The sequence below is a fragment of the Flavobacterium sp. ENC genome (assembly GCF_020991415.1).
Taxonomy (GTDB): Bacteria; Bacteroidota; Bacteroidia; order Flavobacteriales; family Flavobacteriaceae; genus Flavobacterium.
Genome location: NZ_JAJMOY010000012.1, coordinates 1 through 23,291 on the forward strand (window position 1 = coordinate 1; position 23,291 = coordinate 23,291).

At 38.5% G+C, this 23,291-nt stretch carries 17 protein-coding genes; 14 read left to right on the forward strand and 3 right to left on the reverse strand.

Features of this window, described 5'->3' with window-relative positions; genetic code table 11:
- Positions 1 to 1,190 precede the first annotated feature (1,190 nt).
- Both LPB89_RS20255 and LPB89_RS20260 read right to left on the reverse strand, forming a co-directional pair.
- Positions 1,191 to 2,198, reverse strand: a complete 1,008-nt coding sequence (locus LPB89_RS20255) for an LLM class flavin-dependent oxidoreductase (RefSeq protein WP_230703460.1) — start codon at positions 2,196 to 2,198, stop codon at positions 1,191 to 1,193.
- A gap of 96 nt (positions 2,199 to 2,294) precedes the next feature.
- Positions 2,295 to 3,524, reverse strand: a complete 1,230-nt coding sequence (locus tag LPB89_RS20260) for a polysaccharide deacetylase family protein (protein ID WP_230703461.1) — start codon at positions 3,522 to 3,524, stop codon at positions 2,295 to 2,297.
- Between the two features lie 177 nt (positions 3,525 to 3,701).
- Between LPB89_RS20260 and LPB89_RS20265 the strand changes: the two genes are divergently transcribed.
- The 10 genes from LPB89_RS20265 (at position 3,702) to LPB89_RS20310 (ending at position 16,792) form a co-directional block, all read left to right on the forward strand.
- Positions 3,702 to 5,042, forward strand: coding sequence for a sigma-54 dependent transcriptional regulator (locus LPB89_RS20265; RefSeq protein ID WP_230703462.1), 1,341 nt, complete (start codon positions 3,702 to 3,704; stop codon positions 5,040 to 5,042).
- 678 nt (positions 5,043 to 5,720) lie between these two features.
- On the forward strand, positions 5,721 to 6,002 hold the full coding sequence (locus tag LPB89_RS20270) for a hypothetical protein (RefSeq protein WP_127340261.1): 282 nt from the start codon (positions 5,721 to 5,723) through the stop codon (positions 6,000 to 6,002).
- 168 nt (positions 6,003 to 6,170) lie between these two features.
- Entirely contained in the window at positions 6,171 to 6,248 is a 78-nt protein-coding gene (gene kdpF, locus LPB89_RS20275; protein WP_072975519.1) for a K(+)-transporting ATPase subunit F, read from the forward strand.
- Positions 6,249 to 6,352: 104 nt separating this feature from the next.
- A complete protein-coding gene (gene kdpA / locus LPB89_RS20280; RefSeq protein WP_230703463.1) occupies positions 6,353 to 8,074 on the forward strand; it encodes a potassium-transporting ATPase subunit KdpA in 1,722 nt (573 codons plus the stop codon).
- Positions 8,075 to 8,258: 184 nt separating this feature from the next.
- Positions 8,259 to 10,292 carry a potassium-transporting ATPase subunit KdpB gene (gene kdpB, locus LPB89_RS20285; RefSeq protein ID WP_230703464.1) on the forward strand — a complete coding sequence of 678 codons (2,034 nt, stop codon included), beginning with the start codon at positions 8,259 to 8,261 and terminating at the stop codon, positions 10,290 to 10,292.
- A 159-nt stretch (positions 10,293 to 10,451) separates the two neighbouring features.
- Complete coding sequence (locus LPB89_RS20290) at positions 10,452 to 11,030, forward strand: K(+)-transporting ATPase subunit C (protein ID WP_230703465.1); 579 nt, start codon at positions 10,452 to 10,454, stop codon at positions 11,028 to 11,030.
- A gap of 308 nt (positions 11,031 to 11,338) precedes the next feature.
- On the forward strand, positions 11,339 to 12,415 hold the full coding sequence (locus LPB89_RS20295; protein ID WP_230703466.1) for a porin: 1,077 nt from the start codon (positions 11,339 to 11,341) through the stop codon (positions 12,413 to 12,415).
- Positions 12,416 to 12,498: 83 nt separating this feature from the next.
- A complete protein-coding gene (locus tag LPB89_RS20300) occupies positions 12,499 to 13,620 on the forward strand; it encodes a sensor protein KdpD (protein ID WP_230703467.1) in 1,122 nt (373 codons plus the stop codon).
- A 591-nt stretch (positions 13,621 to 14,211) separates the two neighbouring features.
- Entirely contained in the window at positions 14,212 to 15,930 is a 1,719-nt protein-coding gene (locus LPB89_RS20305; RefSeq protein ID WP_230703468.1) for an ATP-binding protein, read from the forward strand.
- 97 nt (positions 15,931 to 16,027) lie between these two features.
- The gene (locus LPB89_RS20310) at positions 16,028 to 16,792 is read left to right on the forward strand and encodes a phosphatase PAP2 family protein (protein ID WP_230703469.1); all 765 of its coding nucleotides are present in this window, start codon (positions 16,028 to 16,030) and stop codon (positions 16,790 to 16,792) included.
- Positions 16,793 to 16,903: 111 nt separating this feature from the next.
- Here the strand turns inward: LPB89_RS20310 and LPB89_RS20315 are convergent, their stop codons facing one another.
- On the reverse strand, positions 16,904 to 17,680 hold the full coding sequence (locus tag LPB89_RS20315; RefSeq protein WP_230703470.1) for a LexA family transcriptional regulator: 777 nt from the start codon (positions 17,678 to 17,680) through the stop codon (positions 16,904 to 16,906).
- An 86-nt stretch (positions 17,681 to 17,766) separates the two neighbouring features.
- Here LPB89_RS20315 and dinB point away from each other — a divergent pair, with 86 nt between their 5' ends.
- From dinB to LPB89_RS20335, 4 genes are all read left to right on the forward strand, one after another.
- Entirely contained in the window at positions 17,767 to 18,948 is a 1,182-nt protein-coding gene (gene dinB, locus LPB89_RS20320) for a DNA polymerase IV (protein WP_230703471.1), read from the forward strand.
- A gap of 3 nt (positions 18,949 to 18,951) precedes the next feature.
- Positions 18,952 to 22,005: a DNA polymerase III subunit alpha gene (locus tag LPB89_RS20325; protein ID WP_230703472.1), complete on the forward strand. Its 3,054-nt coding sequence runs from the start codon at positions 18,952 to 18,954 to the stop codon at positions 22,003 to 22,005.
- A 30-nt stretch (positions 22,006 to 22,035) separates the two neighbouring features.
- A complete protein-coding gene (locus LPB89_RS20330) occupies positions 22,036 to 22,665 on the forward strand; it encodes an alpha-ketoglutarate-dependent dioxygenase AlkB (protein WP_230703473.1) in 630 nt (209 codons plus the stop codon).
- Between the two features lie 166 nt (positions 22,666 to 22,831).
- The gene (locus tag LPB89_RS20335; protein WP_127340272.1) at positions 22,832 to 23,290 is read left to right on the forward strand and encodes a DUF1810 domain-containing protein; all 459 of its coding nucleotides are present in this window, start codon (positions 22,832 to 22,834) and stop codon (positions 23,288 to 23,290) included.
- Position 23,291 lies beyond the last annotated feature (1 nt).

Genomic DNA, 23,291 nt, shown 5'->3' on the forward strand with positions numbered 1-23,291 from the left:
ACTTTCCTGCCAACCTTTCAATGAACTTCCCATGTTTTGCGGGGTGCAAATGTAACATCCGTTTTCAAATCTCACAAGCTTTTTCGAATCTTTTTTTGAAAATAAATTTTCAGTCCGATTCGTATGCCTGTCAGTATTTCCTAGAACGTTTGTCGCTGTTGCGGGTGCAAAAGTAGGTAGTTTATCTGCTTAAACAATACTTTTTCCCAACTTTTTTTAATCTTTTTTATAAGTCGCTGGTTTTGCGTTTTTTACAAACCAATCTTTTTTTTGGTTTTATCAGGATTCAATGGTTTGGGCTGGTTTTACCGCAAAGACGCTAAGGTTTTTTCCCTGCGGGTGGGTTTCGCAAAGAACGCAAGGCCGGATTTTATTACTTTTTTTTTGATTCACGCAAAGTTGCAAAGGCGCTAAGTTTAGTTTTTTGGTTTGGTTTTCTGGTGAATCGTATCGTGTTAGACCGAATTTATTTTCAAATCTGCTCTTCTGGCTCTGGGTGGAATTGGTTCACGCAAAGACGCAGAGGCGCTAAGTTTCTATTCTTACGGAATATCTCTTTTGAAAATCACTGCCTGGGCCTGATGGAAAATGGAAATCCTTTTTGGTTTAGGGTTTTCTCGCAGATTCGTTAGCTCACGCAAAGACGCAGAGGCGCTAAGTTTCTATTCTTACGGAATATCTCTTTTGAAAACTACTGCCTGGGCCTGATGGAAATGGAAATCCTTTTTGGTTTAGGGTTTTCTCGCAGATTCGTTAGCTCACGCAAAGACGCAGAGGCGCTAAGTTTACTTTTTTGAATTGGTTTTCTGGTGAATAGTATCTTGTTAGACGAAATTTCTTTTGAAACCTGCTCTTCTGGCCCCAGGGGATTGGTTCACGCAAAGACGCAGAGGCGCTAGGTTTCTCTTCTTACGGAATATCTCTTTTGAAAATTACTGCCTAGCCCCGATGGAAGTGGAAATCCTTTTGCTTTTTGCAGACAAAAACCAAAAGATTGGAGCGAACAGCGGGAAATAGCTCCTAATTAAATTCCAAATCTTTAAATACCAAATTCCAAAGGCTTCGGCTGAGCTTAGCTGGACAGGATAATTACTTTAAACTATAAATAATAAACCCGACAGGTTTTGGAAACCTGTCGGGTTGTAAAAGCGAAATAGCACCTTATATATAGGAGAGGAAAAAAGTATGCTTTATATTGTGTTTATACTGTCTATAACTTCTTTTGTAATACGAATGCTTTTTAGTTTTGCACGATGATCAAAAATTGGGCTGGTTGCCATTAGTTCGTCTACACGTGAGTAGTCGATGAATTTTTTAAGATCTGTTTCCAGCTGCTCTTTGTTTCCTGTAAACGTACAAGCGGTCATTTGATTGACATGAAAACGTTCTTCTTCGCCCATAATATCATCAAGAGAATCTACGGGTGGCTGCAAACCTTTACGGTCGTTTCTAATTAAGTTAAGAAACATTTGATACAGACTTGTCGATAGTCTCTCGGCTTCTTCATTTGTATCGGCTGCAATGATATTGACGCAGGCCATTGTTTTGGGTTTGTCTAAAACTGTTGAAGGCTGGAAGTTTTCGCGGTAAAACTCAAATGCCTGAATCATTTGGCGCGGTGCAAAATGTCCGGCGAATGCATAGGGCAATCCGTAAGCGGCGGCAAGTGCTGCACTTTCCATGCTTGAGCCTAGAATCCAGATGGGGATATTTGTGCCTTCGGCTGGAAATGCTCTTACTTTTGCTGTTGCATTTTCGGCTGAAAAATAATCCTGAAGTTTGCTTACATTTTGAGGAAAACGCTGTGCCTGTTCAAAAAAGTCTTTTCGAATGGCTTCGGCTGTTGGCTGATCTGTTCCCGGTGCTCTTCCTAATCCTAAATCGATTCGGTTTGGATAGAGTGTCTCCAGTGTTCCGAATTGCTCGGCTACTATTAAAGGAGAATGATTCGGCAACATGATTCCGCCGGAACCTACGCGGATATTTTGGGTCTGACTGGCGATGTAACCAATCAAAACTACCGTGGCAGAACTTGCAACGTGTGCCATATTGTGATGTTCGGCCAGCCAAAAGCGCTTGTAACCTAAGGCATCTGCCTCTTGTGCTATTTCTTTTGTTTTCTGAAATGTTTCAGTTGCGTTGCTATCTTGTGTAATGATAGCGAGTTCTAATATGGAGATTGAAATTGGGTTTTTCATATATAATGTAACTTTTATGCAAAATTAATTCATTTGATACAAAGCCCGGATTCTTTCGTGTTAATAGAATTATAATATTTGTAGCTACAAATGTGTTTACTTAAATTGAAGGTTAATCAATTTATGTTTGGTGTTTCCATCATCAGAAATCGTAACATCCGGTGATTTTGATTCTGTTTCAAATTTAGCACGGGTGTCGATTGCCAATGAAATAGCACGATATCTAAATGTTTGTGGAATTTCAGGAAGCTCAATTGTAACTTCTGCTTCTTTATCTTTTTGCTCATACCTGATTTTGATTCTGTCGCGAAGCCAGATATATTCATACACTTCCTGCCACGGTGCCATCCAGAGACTATCATCGCCTTTTGAACCGTATTTATTGGCAATAGTTGTCATAAAATATTTGAAATCAGGAAAACGCATACTCAGTGACCAGAGATTTCCGTTTCCCACTCCGTGTGTATAGGCATTATACCAGATTGGATCCGGCAATTTAGCTACTGAATCAAAAGTCGCCAAATACCGATCCATAGTTTTAAACCCGATTGTATCTTTTGAACTTTGAACAAAAACTCTGAAATAGACCATTTTGTCTAAATTTACTTTGTCTTTGACCTTAATTACCGGTCCCGCACCCACATAAGAGGCCACTGAAAAAGAACCGTTTGCAAGCGCGTCTTTTTCGTACTCCAAATGATAGCCCGGATCACTTTCGCCACCAGGCACTACAAATTGAGACATTGTAAAACCTAAATTTTGCTGTACTGAAGTCGTGTTCTCTGTCACTTCTGTCAAAAAGTTAGTTCCGTGTTTGGTCGCGTGATGGAAACCATGATTCAGAATATCCCAGCCGGCGTTGTACATTTCTTTTACTTCTGCCCAGGAAAGATGCCCGCGGTAAGCCGAAAAATCTCCAACTGCCCCACCATTAATTGCCAACCCTAACTTAAACGGAATCTTATTCCCTACTCCATCCGAGTAAAAAAGTCCTTTTGAATTTGTTCCGTCGCCTCCCTGGTCACTTTTCCATTCGTCGATCATAGGCCCGCTTATTTTTCCGCCATTCAATAATGGAAAGGAAGTTAAGTAAGCCGAACGATAGCCATCATCTAAAGTAAAACTATACGCCAAATGTTTGTTGAATTTTAAAGAAGCCGGCGTTATTCTAACTTTTTCGTTGGATTTTAATTTTATTCTGAACGAAATAATCGAAGTCTTTAAAGTGTCTTTTTGAGGTTTTGAATGATTTCCAAAACAGAAAACCGTAGTTAAAAGAAGTGCTGTGAATACTAATCGCTTTATTCGGTTTGGTAGTATTTTCATTTGAGGTGTAATTAATAGCTTCTAAAGATACATCTCTTTAAAAAAATTCGATTAGAAAAGAGGAAATTTCAATACTTCAAAATGCTTTTTTACGAAATTTATACAGAATGTTAAAGTCAAATGATTTAAAACCTAAATTTGTATTCCGAAATAACATCCGCTTTAGCAATATCCCAAATGACACATAAAATTTTAATTATAGACGACGAAGAAAAACTCAGAAGTCTGCTGGCCCGCATTGTAAAATCGGAAGGATTTGAAGTTGTGGAAGCCAAAGATCTGAAGTCCGGCTTTAAGAAACTGGAACAAACTGATATTGATGTCGTTTTGTGTGATGTGAAATTACCGGATGGAAACGGTGTCGATTTCCTGCAAAATATCAAAGGAAGTTTTCCGCTTACTGAAGTTATTTTGCTAACGGCTTTCGGGAATATCGCAGACGGCGTTCAGGCCATGAAAAATGGCGCTTTCGATTATATCGTAAAAGGAGATGACAATGACAAGATTATTCCGCTTCTTTATAAAGCTGTCGAAAAGGTACATTTGCAAAAAAAGGTACAGCAGCTCGAGAAACGTATTGGCGATAAATATTCTTTCGATACTATTATAGGAAAGTCAAAAGGAATTGAGCAGGTTATTGATCTTGCCAAAAAAGTAGCCAAAACAGATTCGACTGTTTTGCTTACTGGTGAAACCGGAACAGGGAAAGAAGTTTTTGCACAGGCCATTCATGAAAACAGTAACCGTGTCGGGAAATCTTTTGTAGCACTAAATTGCAGTACTTTTAGCAAGGAAATTTTAGAAAGCGAACTTTTCGGCCATAAACAAGGTGCTTTTACCGGGGCCTTAAAAGATAAAAAGGGTTTTATTGAAGAGGCTAATGGCGGCACTTTATTTCTGGATGAAATTGGGGAAATGCCCATTGAACTGCAGGCCAAATTATTACGTGTTTTAGAAACCAGCGAATACATTCCGGTTGGCGATACCACTCCAAAAAAATCCAATTTCAGGTTAATCGCTGCGACCAACAGGGATTTAAAAACAGAAAGTGATGAACACCGTTTTCGTTCTGATTTGTATTTTCGCCTCAATATATTTGAAATTAAACTCCCTCCATTGAGAGAAAGAGTAAAAGATATCATCACCCTGACCCATTCTTTTGTGAAGCAATTCTCCGAAAAGACAAACAAGAAAACGCTCCAAATTTCAGATGAATTCCTTCAGAAATTAGAAAATTATTCCTGGCCCGGAAATATTCGCGAACTCAAAAATATTATTGAACGCTCAGTTATTTTAAGCGATGCTGTTTTAACCGCCGATGTCCTGCCTTATGAGATGCAGCATCAGCCTGAAAAACCGACCAAATCGATGTCGGCTTTTTCTATGCAAAGTATCGAAAAACTGCATATCCAGAAGGTTTTAAATTACACCAAAGGCAATAAGGCCGAGACTGCACGTTTACTTGAAATCGGGATTGCGACATTGTATCGAAAGTTAGAGGAGTACGGGATTCAATAAAGTAAGGGGTAAATTCCAATTGCTGGTGAGATCTAAATTCCAATTCTTATCGTTGTGGATAAATTTTTAAATTCCAAATTCCAATTGCTGTGGGGAAATCTAAATTCCAATTCTTATGGTTGTGGGTAAATTTTTAAATTCCAAATTCCAATTGCTGGTGAGATCTAAATTCCAATTCTTATAGTTGTGGATAAATTTTTAAATTCCAAATTCCAATTGCTGGTGAAATCTAAATTCCAATTCTTATAGTTGTGGGTAAATTTTTAAATCCAAATTCCAATTGCTGTGGTGAATTCTAAATTCCAATTCTTATCGTTGTGGGTGAATTTTTAAATTCCAAATTCCAATTGCTGTGGTGAATTCTAAATTCCAATTCTTATAGTTGTGGGTGAATTTTTAAATTCCAAATTCCAATTGCTGTGGTGAATTCTAAATTCCAATTCTTATAGTTGTGGGTGAATTTAAATTCCAAATTCCAATTGCTGTGATGAGTTCCAGATTCGATTGGAATGGAATTAACCTATCATTTTAATAAAAGCTTATCATTTTGATAGGCTTTTTTTGTGCTTTATTTTCGGCACGAAACTACATTCCTTTTATTGACAGCACTTTAGCTGCAACCTGACTTTTTCGGAACATATTTTGGCATAAGGAGGAAGAACATAAAAATTCATTCTCATGAAAAATCAAGTCAACTCTATTTACAAACAAGCAGAGCGTTTTGCCGATATCACCAAAAAATCAATTATTTCAGGTAATATCGTTCGGGCAAAAAAATGCTTAGCACTTGCTGAACGTTTGTTTATTACCGGAAGTATTGAAACTAAAAATGCCATCTCCAATGTGTACATTTTCTCTGTTTCTTCTTTTATGGAAATGCGTCACTGCAACATTTCACATCTTTTCCCTCAAACGCTAAAAGCGGAATATATCAAACAAGTTAATACTTCAGGCGTATAAAATGTTTAATCGGTTAATTGGTTAATCGTAAAAGTCTTAAATCTAAAATCTGAACTCTAAAATCTAAAATTATCTAATATGTTAATCACTTTTCTTTTACTCGCACTGGCCGTTGTGTTGTTTGCGATCTGTTTTAAATCAGTTGAATTCTTTGAAAAAATCTAAATCATGACTGCACTATTTATTATTTCGATTGCCGTTTTCGGCTATTTGGTTTATGTATTAATCAAACCTGAAAAATTTTAATCTGGTGAAAAGTTATAAGTGAGAAGTTAGAGGTTAGGTGTTAACCTTCATTTACAAATCACATCTCACTTTTTAAAGTTCACATCTCACAAAATATAAAAATTATGAACACAGAATTACTAGGCGTCATCAGTATTTTTATCATTTCGATAGTTTTAGCCATTCCGATAGGAAAATATATTGCTAAAGTTTATTTGGGAGATAAAACATTGCTTGACCCGATTTTCAATCCAATTGAAAAATTTATTTTTAAAATCAGCGGTATCAATTCCACTGAAGAAATGAACTGGAAACAACACCTGAAAGCCCTTTTAAGCATCAACATGCTTTGGTTTTTTCTTTGCTTTTTTGTTTTGTTGTTTCAGGGATCGCTGTTTTTAAATCCCGATAACAACCCGTCCATGAGCCCGGATTTGGCATTTAATACTGCCATTTCGTTTGTCGTAAATTGTAATTTACAGCACTATTCAGGTGAAAGCGGCGTTTCTTACCTGTCACAAATGTTCTTAATGTTCCTGCAATTTGTTTCTGCCGGCGTCGGAATGGCCGCTGCAGCAATGATTTTTAATGCAATGAAAGACAGAACTACGGAAAAACTAGGTAATTTTTACGATTATTTCATCAAAAGCTGTACCCGTATTTTATTGCCTCTTTCTGTGATTGTCGCTACTATTTTAGCTTTTAGCGGTACGCCAATGGATTTTGACAGCAAAGATTCCATTACTACTTTACAAGGCGATCACGTAGATGTTTCCCGCGGGCCTGCTGCTGCCTTTGTTGCTATTAAACATATTGGTACAAATGGTGGTGGATTTTTTGGAGCCAACTCGGCACATCCATTAGAAAATCCTACTTATTTTACCAATGCGGTTGAATTATGGTCCCAATTGATTATTCCGTTTGCCATGATTTTTGCTTTAGGTTTTTATCTAAAGAAAAAGAAATTCGCTTATGTAATATTCGGAGTAATGACAGTTGGATTCTTATTACTTGTTGTTCCGACGGTGATGAGTGAAATGAACGGGAATCCTGCAATCGAAAAAATGGGAATCGCGCAAACCACCGGAGCTATGGAAGGAAAAGAGGTTCGGTTTGGGCCAGCCATTTCAGGATTCTGGAGTATTGCAACCACTGTAATTTCTACCGGTTCTGTAAATAGTATGCACGATAGTTCAATGCCGGTTTCCGGAGCTATGCAATTATTATCTATGATGGTCAATGCCTTTTACGGCGGCTGTGGTGTAGGTATTCTGAATTTCTATATTTTCATTATTCTGGCGGTATTTATTTCCGGGTTAATGGTGGGGCGGACCCCTGAATTTTTAGGGAAGAAAATTGAAGCACGGGAAGTTAAGATTGCTGCTTTTATTGCGATTCTTCATCCTTTATTAATATTATCCGGTACCGCTTTGGCTTCTTATTTTGCAGCACATGATACTGCAATGGGATACTGGTTTAACGGAAATGCAACAGGCTGGCTGAACAATCCCGGACATCACGGATTCTCTGAAATGTTATACGAATATACGTCGAGTGCGGCCAATAATGGTTCCGGTTTTGAAGGATTGGGAGATAACAATCCGTTCTGGAATATCACTACAGGAATTGTGTTATTGTTGAGCCGTTTCATTCCTATCGTTGGGCCATTGGCGATCGCAGGTTTGTTGGCGAATAAAAAATACATCCCGGAAAGTGCCGGAACTTTAAAAACGGACACGTCTATTTTTGGTGTAATGGTTTTTGCCGTAATCGCAATTATTGCTGCTTTATCATTCTTCCCGGCGTTGGCACTTGGACCTTTAGCGGAGTACTTTACACTAAAATGATGCTAAACATTTTAAATACATAAAAATAAACACAAAATATCTCAAACATAGCCAGTGGTTTTAACACGCGGACACAGATTGTGATATACGTTGCGTTCCAGTGGTTGAAACCACGGACTATGTTACAATTATGAATTTATTCCGCATAACATTTAACAAATAACATTTAACTTTTTACAAGAAAATGACAACTAATAAATCCACATCGTTATTTGAAAGCAAACAGGTAAAAGAAGCCTTCGTGCAGTCTTTTGTGAAGCTGAATCCAAAAATGATGATCAAAAATCCGGTAATGTTTACCGTAGAAATAGGAACTGCCATTATGTTTGCCGTTTGCATTTCCATTTTAATGGGAGCAACCGACCAGGGTAGTTTTGCTTATAATTTAATCGTGTTCTTAATTTTACTGGCAACGCTTTTGTTTGCCAATTTTGCCGAAGCCATTGCCGAAGCAAGAGGAAAAGCACAGGCGGACAGTTTAAGAAAAACAAGGGAAGAAACTCCGGCCAGACAAATCCTGCCAAACGGAGAAGTCAAAAATATCAGTTCTTCGGAATTGAAAAAAGGAGATATTTTCGTTTGTGAAGCCGGAGATTTAATTGCAACCGATGGTGAAATTATCGAAGGTTTAGCTACTATCGACGAAAGTGCGATTACCGGAGAAAGTGCGCCTGTAATTCGGGAAGCCGGTGGTGACAAATCATCGGTAACTGGAGGGACAAAAGTGTTATCTGATAAAATTAAAGTAATTGTAACTTCTGAACCGGGCGAAAGCTTTCTGGATAAAATGATTGCTTTGGTGGAAGGAGCAAGCCGTCAGAAAACACCAAACGAAATTGCTCTGACTATTTTGTTAGCGGCATTTACCTTAATCTTCGTAATTGTTTGTGTTACGCTAAAACCGTTTGCCGATTATGCGAATGCACCGATCACTATTGCAGCTTTCATCGCCTTGTTTGTTTGTTTGATTCCAACCACAATTGGTGGTTTATTATCTGCCATTGGAATTGCGGGAATGGACAGAGCTTTGCGTGCCAACGTGATTACAAAATCAGGAAAAGCAGTAGAAACTGCCGGAGATATTGATGTATTACTTTTGGATAAAACCGGAACCATCACGATAGGAAACCGAAAAGCAACGAATTTCTATCCTGCAAAAGGGGTTTCTGAAGAAGATTTTATTAAATCTGCTGTATTAAGTTCATTAGCAGATGACACTCCGGAAGGGAAAAGTATCGTAGAACTGGCAGGTGTAGAAACTGCCACTAAATTATCAATTGAAGGTGCTACTTTAATCAAATTTACCGCCGAAACCAGAACTTCCGGAGTTATTTTAAAAGACGGAACCAATATTAGAAAAGGCGCTCAGGATGCCGCAAAAAACATTGCTGCACAGGCAGGAAATAGCTTTCCTGAAGATACTGCGCAAAAAGTAATTGACATTTCTACAAACGGTGGAACTCCATTAGTGGTGATTAAAAACAATCAGGTTCAGGGTGTCATCGAATTGCAGGATATCATCAAAACCGGAATGAAAGAACGTTTTGACCGTTTGAGAAAAATGGGTGTCAAAACAGTGATGGTGACCGGAGATAATCCGCTTACGGCTAAATTTATCGCAGAAGCTGCCGGTGTAGATGATTTTATTGCCGAAGCGAAACCTGAGGATAAAATGAACTACATCAAAAACGAGCAAAACCTGGGTAAACTTGTTGCCATGATGGGTGACGGAACCAACGATGCTCCTGCCCTTGCGCAGGCCAATGTAGGTGTTGCGATGAACAGCGGAACCCAGGCTGCCAAAGAAGCCGGAAACATGGTCGATCTTGACAATGACCCAACCAAACTTATCGAGATTATCGAAATTGGAAAACAGCTTTTAATGACTCGCGGAACTTTAACTACTTTCTCTATTGCAAATGACGTTGCGAAATATTTTGCTATTGTTCCTGCTCTTTTTATTACTGCGATTCCTGCGCTCGAAGGATTGAATATCATGCGTCTGCACAGCCCTGAAAGTGCTATTTTATCAGCGGTAATTTTCAATGCTATTATCATTCCGATATTGATTCCATTAGCGTTGAGAGGTGTTGATTATAAACCCATCGGTGCAAGCGCCATCCTGAAAAGAAACCTTTTGATTTATGGTTTAGGCGGATTGATTGTGCCTTTTATCGGAATTAAATTAATTGATTTACTCGTAGCCCTGTTTATGTAAGCTGCTAAGGCTCTAAGTTTCTAAGGTCCTGAGATAAAAAAAACTTAGAAACTTAAAACCTCAACGTCTTCTAAAATTTTAAAAACAAGTTCTTAAGATACTAAGTACAAAAGAGAAGCTTAGAAACTTAGTGCCTTAGAAACTCTAAAAAATAAAAAAATGAAAAATATATTTTCACTATTAAAACTGACACTGCTTACTATCATTTTGTTTGCAGTTATTTATCCCCTTGCAATTTATGGAATTGCACAATTTGCTCCGAATCAGGGAAAAGGAGAAACGATTTCGGTTAACGGAAAAGTGGTTGGATACCAAAAAATCGGTCAGAAATTCGATAAGTCGAATTATTTCTGGGGAAGACCTTCGGCTGTGGATTATAATGCTGCCGGAAGTGCCGGAAGCAACAAAGGGCCAAGTAATGCCGAGTATCTGGCGTTGGTTCAAAAAAGAATCGATACGTTTTTAATCGTGCACCCTTATTTGAAGAAATCAGAGATTCCATCGGATATGGTGACGGCTTCCGGTAGTGGGTTGGATCCGAATATTTCACCGGAAGGTGCTTTGATTCAGGTGAAACGGGTTGCCAAAGAAAGAAAATTAGCTGAAGATAAAGTAAAAGCTTTGGTTGAATCTAAAATTAACACGACTGTTGTTGGACCTGAAACCGTTAATGTTTTGGAATTGAATGTGGCTTTGGATCAGCTTTCTAAAAAAGGTTCTGAGGTTCTGAGTCGCTAAGATTCTAAGTTTCAAAGAATATTAATCTGTGTCGATCTGGCAACGGAGATTTCTCCTTCGTCGAAATGACAAACCAGAAGGAAAATAAATTAAAGTAAGGCTTGAAAACCTTACAGGAAAACAAAAGCCTTTTTTATCCCAGAAGGCCTAGCCCTGATAGTAGTGGAAATCCTTTTGTGCCGGGGTTCGGCACAAAAGATTGAAACGGATAGCAGGAAATAGCTTCTGAAAATCTACTAAATAATTAATTTAATTAAGAGGACGATTGCTTTCGCCCCGGCGAACAGGTCGTTCCTCGCAATGACAAAATGAAAAAAATAATACTTACTGCTTTAATCGCTTTCGGTTTTAGCAATTTACAGGCACAAGAAGAAACAAAAAGTCCGTTTACATTTTCAGGATATGTGGACGTTTATTACAGTTATGATTTTGCAAAACCTGAAAATCATACACGTCCCGGATTTTTTTACAACTATAACAAAAGCAATGAAGTGAACCTGAATCTGGGTTTGGCAAAAGTAAATTATTCGAAAGATAATATTCGCGGGAATTTTGCCTTAATGGCCGGAACGTATGCCGAGTACAACATGACTGCCGAACAGGGTTTATTGAAAAATGTATACGAGGCCAATGTGGGCGTAAAGATTTCGCAAAACCATAATTTGTGGATTGATGCAGGGATTATGCCGGCGCACATCGGTTTTGAAAGTGCGATTGGAAAAGATTGCCAGACTTTAACGAGAAGTATTCTGGCGGAGAATTCTCCGTATTACGAAACGGGAGTTAAAATTGGTTACACCTCTGAATCCGGGAAATGGTATTTGGCCGGGATGTACCTCAATGGCTGGCAGCGTACCCAAAAAGCAGAAGGCAATCAAACGCCTGCTTTTGGAACGCAGGTCACGTACAAGCCATCTGATCGGGTTGTTTTGAACTGGAGTACGTATGTTGGAAACGAGCAGCCGGATATGGACAAAAAATGGCGTTATTTCAATAACTTTTACGGACAGTTTAAAGTTACGGATAAAACAAATATAACAGCCGGTTTTGATGTTGGTTCACAACAAGCGGCAAAAAACAGTACTAAATACGACACCTGGTTTTCGCCTGTTCTGATTGTGCAATACAAGCCAACAGATAAGATTCAGCTGGCTGCAAGAGGAGAATATTACAGTGATGAAAAAGGGGTGATTATCGCGACTGAGACACCAAATGGTTTTAAAACTTACGGATTTTCAGCTAACTTTGATTACTTAGTTACTGATACTGTAATGTTTAGAATAGAAGCCCGAAATCTTTCGGGTAAAGATGAAATATTTACAAAAGACAATCTTCCAACGGACACGAATACGTTTGTAACGACTTCGCTGGCAATTTCTTTCTAGCTTTAAGCTATAGGCTTTAGGCAGTAGGCTTTTGAAAGTTCTATTGCCTAAAGCTTACAGCTTATAGCTAAAAGCCTATTTTTATGGAACAGAAAAATAACGCACAGCACTTTCTTGATTTAATTCAGAAATCCAGAAAAGGAAAATTCAAGGTCTACATTGGGATGAGTGCCGGTGTAGGTAAAACGTATCGCATGCTTCAGGAAGCACATTCACTGTTGAAAAACGGAATTGATGTAAAAATTGGTTACATCGAAACGCATCTCCGAAAGGAAACGCATGAGTTATTGTTTGGTTTGCCGGTGATCCCGAGGCGGACTATTTTTTATAAAGGCAAAGAACTCGAAGAACTCGATGTTCAGGCGATTATCAATCTTAGGCCGGAAGTTGTCATTGTAGACGAATTGGCGCATACGAATGTAGAAGGAAGCAAAAATGAAAAACGCTGGCAGGATGTTTTAGAGATTCTGGAAGCGGGAATCAATGTGATTTCGGCAGTTAATATTCAGCATATTGAAAGTTTAAACGAAGACGTAAAACGCATCACAGGCATTGATGTTCAGGAACGAATTCCGGATAATGTTTTACGAATTGCTGATGAAGTCGTGAATATTGATTTGACTTCAGAGGATTTGATTGCCCGTTTGAAAGAAGGCAAAATTTATACGCCTGATAAAATTCAGACTGCCCTGACGAACTTTTTTAAATCGGAGCAGATTTTACAGCTGCGCGAACTGGCTTTAAAGGAAGTTGCGAGTCAGGTAGTCCGTAAAGTAGAAAGTGAAGTGCCGCAGCTACACGCTTTGAAACATGAAAAACTATTGGCCTGTATTAGCAGTAACGACAAAACGGCTAAAATTGTAATTCGGAAAGCAGCCCGGCTCGCGAGTTACTACAACGGAAGCTGGTATGTGATGTATGTGGAAACACCGAAAGAAAGCAGTATCAAAATTGCGTTGGACAAACAGCGTCATTTGATTAATAATTTTAAACTGGCCACCCAATTAGGTGCAGAAGTCATAAAAACAGAACATAAAAATATTGCTGATGCCATTCTGATGATGGTCGAAGAAAAACAGATTACAACTGTCTGCATTGGAAAACCACATTTGAATTTATTTAAAGTAATTTTGTCAACAACGATTTTCAGGCGTTTATTAAATCGGCTGTCGTTATCGAATGTTGATCTTGTTATTTTGTCCTGAGAAATTAAACCATATAAGTTATATAAGTTCATTTAACAGAGTGCGTGAATTGCTTTACCTTAACTATGTGCCACCAAACTTATATTTCCTTATATTACTTACATGGTTCAAAAAAATATTGTAATGAGAAATTAAACCATATAAGTTATGTAAGTTCATTTAACAGAGTGCATGAATTGCTTTATCTTAACTATGTGCTCACCAAACTTATATTTCCTTATATTACTTACGTGGTTCAAAAAAATATTGTAATGAGAAATTAAACCATATAAGTTATATAAGTTCATTTAACAGAGTGCGCAAAACCAGAAGACGCAAAGTTTTTTTCTTTACAACTTTGATGCTTTACCTTAACTATGCGCCACCAAACTTATATTTCTTTATATTACTTACATGGTTCAAAAAAATATTGTAATCAGAAATTAAACCATATAAGTTATATAAGTTCATTTAACAGAGTGCGTGAATTGCTTTATCTTAACTATGTGCCCACCAAACTTATATTTCCTTATATTACTTACATGGTTCAAAAAAAAAAAATAAATAATTAAATTTAGAGGATGAGATTGCTTCGTTCCTCGCAATGACATCATGAGAATTAAAACCAAATTAAATCTGGGCGTTGGATTGTTATTTTTAATGATCATCATACTCTCTTTAGTAAGTGCTTATTCTGTCTTTTTGATAAAAGCAGATACCGAGAATATTCTGAAAGCGAATTACAATACCCTGGAATATTCCAGAAATATGCTTTTATCGTTAGATGAAATTAGTACTGATGCTGATCATGCGATTATTACTTTTAAAGAAAATCTTCAAAAACAAACGCAGAATATCACGGAGAACGGGGAGAAAAAAGTAACGGATAACCTGAAGGGAAATTTTGCTTTTTTGGAAAAAAATAATATCGATGAAGCTGCCAAAACACAGATCAGGAAGGATATTTTTGAGATTATGAAACTCAACATGAATGCCATAAAACAAAAAAGCGATATTGCGAAACATACCGCTGAAAACGCTAATTTGCTGATTGCCGTTGTAGGTACCTTATGTTTTCTGATTGCTTTTAACTTACTGATTAACCTACCGAATAATATTGCGAACCCGATTAAGGAGCTCACCCTTAGTATTAAGGAAATTGCCAATAAGAATTATTCCGAGCGTGTACATTTCACCAATCATAACGAATATGGTGACCTGGCCAAATCGTTTAATACCATGGCGCAAAAACTTCAGGAATACAACAACAGCAATTTGTACAAGCTTTTCTTTGAGAAAAAACGACTGGAAACGCTTATCAATAATATGCACGACCCTATTATTGGTTTAGACAATGAAGGGCTGATTTTGTTTGCCAACGATGAAGCCCTGAAAATCATCGGACTGAAAGCTGAGGATGTGGTTTCAAAAGCTGCTTCTACCCTGGCCCTGTCGAATGATCTGGTACGTTCGTTACTTTTCAAAGAAGAAAATGACAATTCGAAAAAACAGCCTTTAAAGATTTTTGCCAACGGAAAAGAAAGTTATTTTGATAAAGAAAAAATCAATATTACCATAACGCCGACAGGTGAGGAAAAAGAAATCAATATTGGAGATGTGATTATTCTTCGAAACATTACGCTTTTTAAAGAGCTGGATTTTGCGAAAACCAATTTTATAGCGACAGTCTCCCATGAATTGAAAACCCCTATCGCTTCTATAAAACTAAGTTTGCAGTTACTTCAAAATTCCAGAACGGGTGCCATGAACGAGGAGCAGAACCAATTGGTGGAAAGTATTAAAGACGATAGTCAGCGCTTGTTGAAAATAACCGGCGAATTACTCAATTTATCACAATTGGAAACAGGGAATATCCAGCTGAATATCGAAAAAAGTAATCCGTATAACATTGTAAATTATGCAAAGGAAGCTGTAAAAGTACAGGCAGACCAAAAGCAAATAAAATTGGTCATTGATGCGAATGAAAATTTACCGGATGTAAAAGCGGACAGCGAAAAAACAGGCTGGGTTTTGATCAATTATTTATCAAATGCCATTACCTATTCTTCTGAAAAAAGTACTATTGTCATTAAACTGAAAGAGGAAAACAATCAAATCTTATTTCAGGTTATTGATACCGGAAAAGGAATTGATGCGCGGTACAAAAACAAAGTTTTCGATAAATATTTTCAGATTCCGGGCAGCCGGAAATCAGGCACGGGACTTGGGCTGGCGATCAGTAAGGAATTCATTGAAGCCCAAAACGGAACCATTGGCGTAGAAAGCAATTTAGGATTAGGAAGTACCTTTTGGTTTTCACTAAACGTTTGAAAATCAAGCAGGAGTTAATATTCGCTTAAGGTTGGATTAACCCGGAAATAGTTGATCAAATCCTTCGTTATTTTGCTATATCTAACGAGAATCAATCATGATTTACAAAACGATTTGCCTGGTATTTCTATTCAGCGTTTTTGCTGCAACAGCACAAAAGAACGATTCTATTGCTGCAATTGACAGCAGTGCGGCACACCATCTTAAATTCAGTTATAAGCAGCTGATTATTCCGGGTGCATTAATTGGCTATGGTGTAATTGGCCTTGAAAGTGATCAGCTTTTAAGCTTTAATTCGCAGATCAAAAAAGAAGTTACCGAAGATATTGACGAGAAAATCACCATTGATGATTTCTCCCAGTATGCACCCGCAGCCTCTGTTTTTGCTTTGAATGCTTTTGGTGTAAAAGGAAAAAATACAATGCGTGACCGGTCTGTAATTTTCGTGACTTCCTACGTTATTATGGCTTCTACTGTTTTGAGTTTAAAGTCAATCGTACATGAACAAAGACCTGACGGGAGTTCCAATAATTCTTTTCCGTCCGGACATACCGCCACTGCTTTTGCCGGAGCCGAATTTTTATGGCAGGAATACAAAGACAAATCGATTTGGTACGGAATTGCAGGGTATGCCGTGGCAACCGGAACGGGATTATTCCGGATTTACAACAACCGCCATTGGTTAACCGATGTCGCAGCCGGAGCCGGAATCGGGATTTTGAGTACTAAAATTGCGTATTGGATGAATCCGTACATTACCAAAAAACTATTTAAATCCTCCTCTGAAGGCAATTCGACTTCTATGATTGCTCCTTTCTACAATGGGCAGCAATATGGATTGAGCTTTGTGAAGGTTTTTTAGTTTTTTTACGATTGTCCGTCTGAGCGGAATCGAGGACCTTTTGCCTGATCCAGCCTTCGACTCCGCCCAGGGTGACACTCCGTTATAAAACCAAAGCTTAATTCTCAGAACCTAATTCGTACCCGAAGTATTATTCTTGATTTCCATAACTTCTCTCTTAACTTCTAAAAGCAGATCCTTCATACTCTGGGTTTCTGTTACTTCATGACGTTTATCGCTGCGGCCGATATTGCACTCGTATTCCCAAATCTCCAGAATATCCGAAGCTTTGACTTCATAATTCGGATAAAAACGATTGTCGGATTCCAGGACTAGTGCATTCTTTTTGTTTTTGTTCAGACGCTTGTAGACCATGCCTTCGTTTTTCGTAATCAGGATATACGTTTTTCCGTCGAGCACCTCTCCCAGCCTTTCCACGTAACGGCCAATGATGATACTTCCGTCTTCGTGTGGCGGCATCGAATCTCCTTCTACCGGAAAGCCACGGTGTTTTCCCGGTCCTAAAAACGGAAGGGAAACCTGCTGCAGACTCTCGATATATTCCGGATCAGCATATCCGTTCAGGTAACCCGCTTTTGCTTTTTGAGATACAATTTCGATATAATTCTCCCCAAAACTATCAACTTGTATGGGTAAAATAAGTCGGTTGCCTTCTAATTTTATAAGGTTTTCTATATTGATTTTACGGATGTCGACAGACAATAATAAATCAATACTCATATGAAAATATAAAGCAATCTGCTTTAAAATATCATACGGTGCTTCGGAGGTTCCATCTTCGTATTTAACGTATCTTCCTCTGGTAATTCTAAGGTTTTCAGCTAATTTCTCCTGAGATATTTTATGCTTAACCCTCAATGCTCTGATGTTATCTGAAAATAAGGACATAATTTAATTTGTTATAATTTGGAACAACAAATATAATCATTTTTGTTACAACCTGCGCTAATTTTGTCACTTACAAAAACAAAAAAATGGCACGGGCAATTGTACACATGGATTTGGATACCTTTTTCGTATCCTGTGAAAGGTTAACCAACTCACAATTAGAAGGAATTCCTCTGATAATTGGTGGTGGTGACCGTGGCGTTGTAGCCTCTTGTTCGTATGAAGCCCGTCGTTTTGGAGTCCGTTCTGCCATGCCTATTCAAATGGCCATGAAATTATGTCCTGATGCTAAAATCATCAAGGGCGATATGGAATTGTATTCGCAATTATCACATGATGTTACACAGGTCATTCAGGAAAAAGCACCGATACTGGAAAAAGCAAGTATCGACGAATTTTACCTGGATATTACCGGAATGGACAAATTTCACGGAAGTTATAAATGGACAAACGAACTCGCACAGTCGGTAATTAAAGAAACCGGGCTCCCTATTAGTTTTTCTTTGTCCGTCAATAAAACGGTTTCTAAAATTGCTACCGGAGAAGGCAAACCAAAAGGGAACCTGGAAATTCCGGAAGGAAATGTACAGGCCTTTTTAAATCCGCTGTCAATTCAGAAAATACCAATGGTCGGAGCTGTGACTTTTCAGCTTTTATCAAGAATTGGCGTCCGTAAAATTCAGACTTTATCTGAAATGCCTCCTGAAGTTTTGCAACAAATGATCGGTAAAAACGGGCTGGACATCTGGAAAAAGGCCAATGGAATTGATCACACACCTGTAGAACCCTATTCGGAAAGAAAATCTATTTCGACCGAACATACTTTTTCTCAGGATACTATCGATATTGTCATGCTAAAATCGATATTGGTCGGTATGGTCGAAAAACTGGCTTTTCAGCTTCGATCTGAGCAATGGCTAACCTCAACCGTTGTTGTTAAAATACGTTACGCCAATTTTGACACTGAAACCAAACAATGCAAAATTGCTTATACCTCAGCCGATCATATTTTAAACAAAAATGTAAACGATTTATTTGATAAAGTCTACCAACGCCGTATGCGCATCCGACTGATCGGTATTCGCTTCAGCGGACTGGTTCGCGGCACGTATCAAATTGACCTTTTCGAAGATACCCAGGAAATCCTATCCCTGTATGCTGCGATGGATAAAATGAAAAGCCGGTACGGTTTCGATGCCGTAATGCGTTGTGCCGGAGCCTCCTTTAAACCGAATAACAAAGACGAAATTTTAAAACGTATCAAATAAACCATGTACCTCAACTGCCACTCTTTTCATTCGCTTCGCTACGGCACGATTCCGCTTGATGATCTCATGAAGGAAGCGGTTTCCTGTGGTGTAAAAGCTATGGCACTGACCGATATCAATACCGTAACCGGAATTTATGATTTTATAAGAGCCTGCGATAAAGCCGCCATAAAACCATTGGTCGGAATCGAATTCCGCTCAGAGCATCAATTCCGCTATATCGGGCTGGCCAAAAATGGGGAAGGACTGGGCGAAATGAATCGGTTTTTAACCGAATATAATTTCAGCGGGGAATCCTTGCCTTTAATGGCTCCCGAATTCGAGTCGGTTTTTGTGATTTATACGCTGGAAAATACTCCTGAAGTACTACGTGAAAATGATTTTATCGGCATTCGTCCGGACGAAATTTCCAAGCTTTTTACTTCAGAATTGAAAAGTAAAATTTCCAAAATGGTAATTCTTCAATCGGTCACTTTTAGAAATAAAAGAGAATTTAACCTGCACAAAATTCTGCGTGCTATTGACACGAATATCATTTTATCGAAACTAACAGCCGCTGATTACTGTAAAACTTCTGAGAAAATGCTGCCTCTGGAAGCACTTTTGCCTTATTATGAAAATTATCCTGAAATTATAGCCAATACCCAATACATCATTGATTCCTGTAATTTTCAGTATGATTTTGAATCTAAAAAAAACAAGAAGTTTTTTACTGAAAATCGCGAAGGCGATATCGCAAGACTTACGGAACTGGCACATGAAGGTTTAATTTGGCGTTATGGCGAAAATCATGATCTGGCCAAAAAACGCATCGAAAAAGAACTGAAAGTAATTGACGAATTACAATTCAGCGGTTATTTTTTAATTACCTGGGATATTGTTCAGTATAGCAATAGTAAGGGATTTATGCACATTGGACGTGGCAGCGGCGCCAATAGTATTATCGCGTATTGTTTGGGAATTACGGATATCTGCCCTATAGAGCTTGATCTTTATTTTGAACGTTTTTTAAACCTCAACCGAAAAAGTCCGCCGGATTTTGATATCGACTGGAGCTGGAAAGAACGCAATACGATTTTAGAATATATCTTCGATAAATATGGCCGCGATCATGTGGCTTTCTGCGGAACGAATGTTGAATTTAAACACCGTTCTATTTTTAGGGAAGTCGGAAAAGTTTTTGGTCTTCCGAAAGAAGAACTGGATATGCTGGCCAAAAATCCGATGGCGTTACACGAAACCAATTCTATCGTAAAACTGGTTCAGGAATACAGTATGATGATGGGTAAATACCCTAACCAGCGCAGTATGCATGCCTGCGGAATCATTATTTCTGAAGAACCGATTACCAATTACACGCCATTGGAAATGCCTCCAAAAGGATTCCCTATTGTGCTTTTTGATATGCATATTGCTGAAGAAATTGGTTTTGATAAATTCGATATTTTAAGTCAGCGTGGTATTGGGCATATCGACGACAGTGTAAAATTGATTGAGAAAAACAGGGGGATTACACTTAATATTCGTGATACTTCGATTTCCAAAGATGAAGCGGTCTGCAATGTTCATTTGGCACAAGGCAGAACCATTGGCTGTTTTTATATCGAAAGTCCGGCCATGCGCGGATTGTTGCGCCGGCTTAATTGTGATAATTATAAAATTCTGGTGGCGGCTTCTTCTATTATTCGTCCCGGCGTGGCGCAATCGGGAATGATGAAAGAGTATATTTTTCGCCATAACAATCCGGATCAGTTTCAATATTTTCATGATGTCTTCAAAGAACATCTTGGCGAAACGTATGGCATTATGGTGTATCAGGAAGATGTAATTAAAATTGCCCAGCATTACGGAGGTCTTCCCGCTGCAGATGGTGATATTCTGCGTCGTGCCATGTCGGGAAAAGGACGATCGGCGGAAGCTTTGCAAAAAGTAAAAGATAATTTCTTTGCCTGCTGTGCCGCAAAAGGACATCCTGTAGGACTTAGTCAGGAAATTTACCGCCAGATTGAATCCTTTGCAGGGTTTTCGTTCTGTAAGGCACACTCGGCTTCGTATGCCGTAGAGAGTTATCAGAGTTTATATCTGAAGATAAATTATCCTGTGGAATTTATGACAGCGGTCATCAATAACCAGGGTGGATTTTACAGAACCGAAGTGTATGTGCACGAAGCGAGAATGTCCGGCGCTACCATTCTTAATCCGTGTGTAAACAAAAGCGAATATCAGACCACCGTATACGGCACTGCTATTTATCTCGGTTTTATGCACCTGCAGAGCTTAGACTCCAAAACCGCCCATCTGATCGAATCAGACCGCGATAAAAACGGTGATTTTCTTTCTTTGGAAGATTTCATCAACCGTATTCCGATTGGGATTGAAAGCATGAAAATTTTAATTTTTATAGATGCCTTTCGTTTTACGGGAAAAACCAAGAATCAGCTTTTAGTCATTGCGAGTTTGCTTTTAAATAATTTCAAACCCGAAAACAGAAGTCTGATGCTGCTACAGGAGCCTGTTAAAGAATATAAACTTCCTATTTTGGAACGTTCCCTGTTTGAAGATGCTTTTGATGAAATTGAACTTTTAAGTTTTCCGGTTTCCTGTACTGTTTTTGATCTTTTACAGACCAGACACCGTGGCGACGTTATGGCCAAAGATTTAGTTGCCCATCACAAAAAACAAGTTCGTATGCTGGCGTATCTGATTTCCAGAAAGCAGGTTCCAACCAAAAAAGGAAACATGTATTTCGGGACCTGGATCGATCATGAAGGGACTTATTTTGATACGGCTCATTTTCCGGATGGCCTGGCGCAGTATCCTTTTCAGGGCGGAGGCTGTTATTTACTGTTAGGAACCGTGGAAGTCGATTACCACTTTCCGACCATTACGATTACCAAAATGTCCAAAATGCCTTTTATTCCTGATCCGCGTTATATGGATGCTAAAGATCAGTATAAGACACAGCAGTTAATTAAGGAAGATGTTAGCCCTACGCATCGCGAACCCTATCCGCAGGGACACGAAATTAATCTGCCAAGACATCGAATGAAATTTTAAAACAGAGCTATATACTTAAAAAAATAAATTATGACACTCTTTAATGATACCGAATTATTTACTTCAGGTCGTAGCGGAAAAACCGTATTTGAACTGCCTGACACCGAACTGATCCTGATTGACAATTTCTTCACCAAAGAAGAATCTGATCATTACTATGAAAAACTGCTTCATCAAACCAAATGGAGAGGATATGAAATGGAAATTTTTGACAAAACTGTTACGGCTCCCAGAATGATTGCCTGGTACGAAGACAAAGATAATCCCGGAGCAGATCAAAATGGTCCTGACTGGACTTATGAGCTCCTGACCATCAGAAGCCGCGTAGAAAAAGAAACGCAGCTGGATTTTAACAGCCTGCTGCTTAATTTATACCGAAACGGAAGCGATAGCGTGGCCTGGCACAGCGATAAGGAGCACAATTCGGGTAAAAATCCCGTTATAGCATCTGTTACTTTTGGGGAAACCAGGATGTTCCGCCTGCGTCATAAGTTTCGAAAAGACATTGCCCAGGTTGAAATTCCGCTGCATCACGGTTCTTTTTTATTGATGTCCGGAACTACAAACAGTTTCTGGCAGCATCAGGTGCCTAAGACAGCCAAAAAAGTACTGCCGAGAATCAATCTGACCTTTAGAAGAACGAACAGGATAGCCCAGTAGTTAAAAAAAAGGCTTTTTAATTCCAATAATAAATGGCTTTTCCGTCAGAAAAGAATCTCAAAATCAGCTTTCTAAAACAAAATACAGCCTTCTTGCACATTTTATTAGGCAGCACTTATCTTTTTTAGTATTTTTCAAACTTTTTTCCAATAATATTCCACCCCAAATGGCAAAATTAAACAATGATTTAACACGTTTTTTAGAGGCACAAAACAAACTCTATCTTACCGCACTTACTGAACTTAAAAGAGGAAAAAAAGAAACCCACTGGATGTGGTTTATTTTTCCTCAGATAAAAGGATTAGGAAGAAGTGAAATGTCCAGATTATATTCGATCGATAATCTTCAGCAGAGCGAAGAATTTCTGGCACATCCGGTTCTTGGAAAACATCTTATTGAAGTTTCCAGGGTATTGCTGGACTTTAAAATGAAATCGGCTGAGGCTATACTTGGAGATTTGGATGCCAGGAAACTACAATCCTCTATGACTCTTTTTAGCCTGACAAACAATACCGACCCCGTATTTCAGGAAGTATTGGATGCGTTTTTTTCCGGTAAATTTGACCTGCTTACTTTGTCGATTATTAATGAGATGATACATCCGGCTTTGCAGCAGGAAGCTTAAA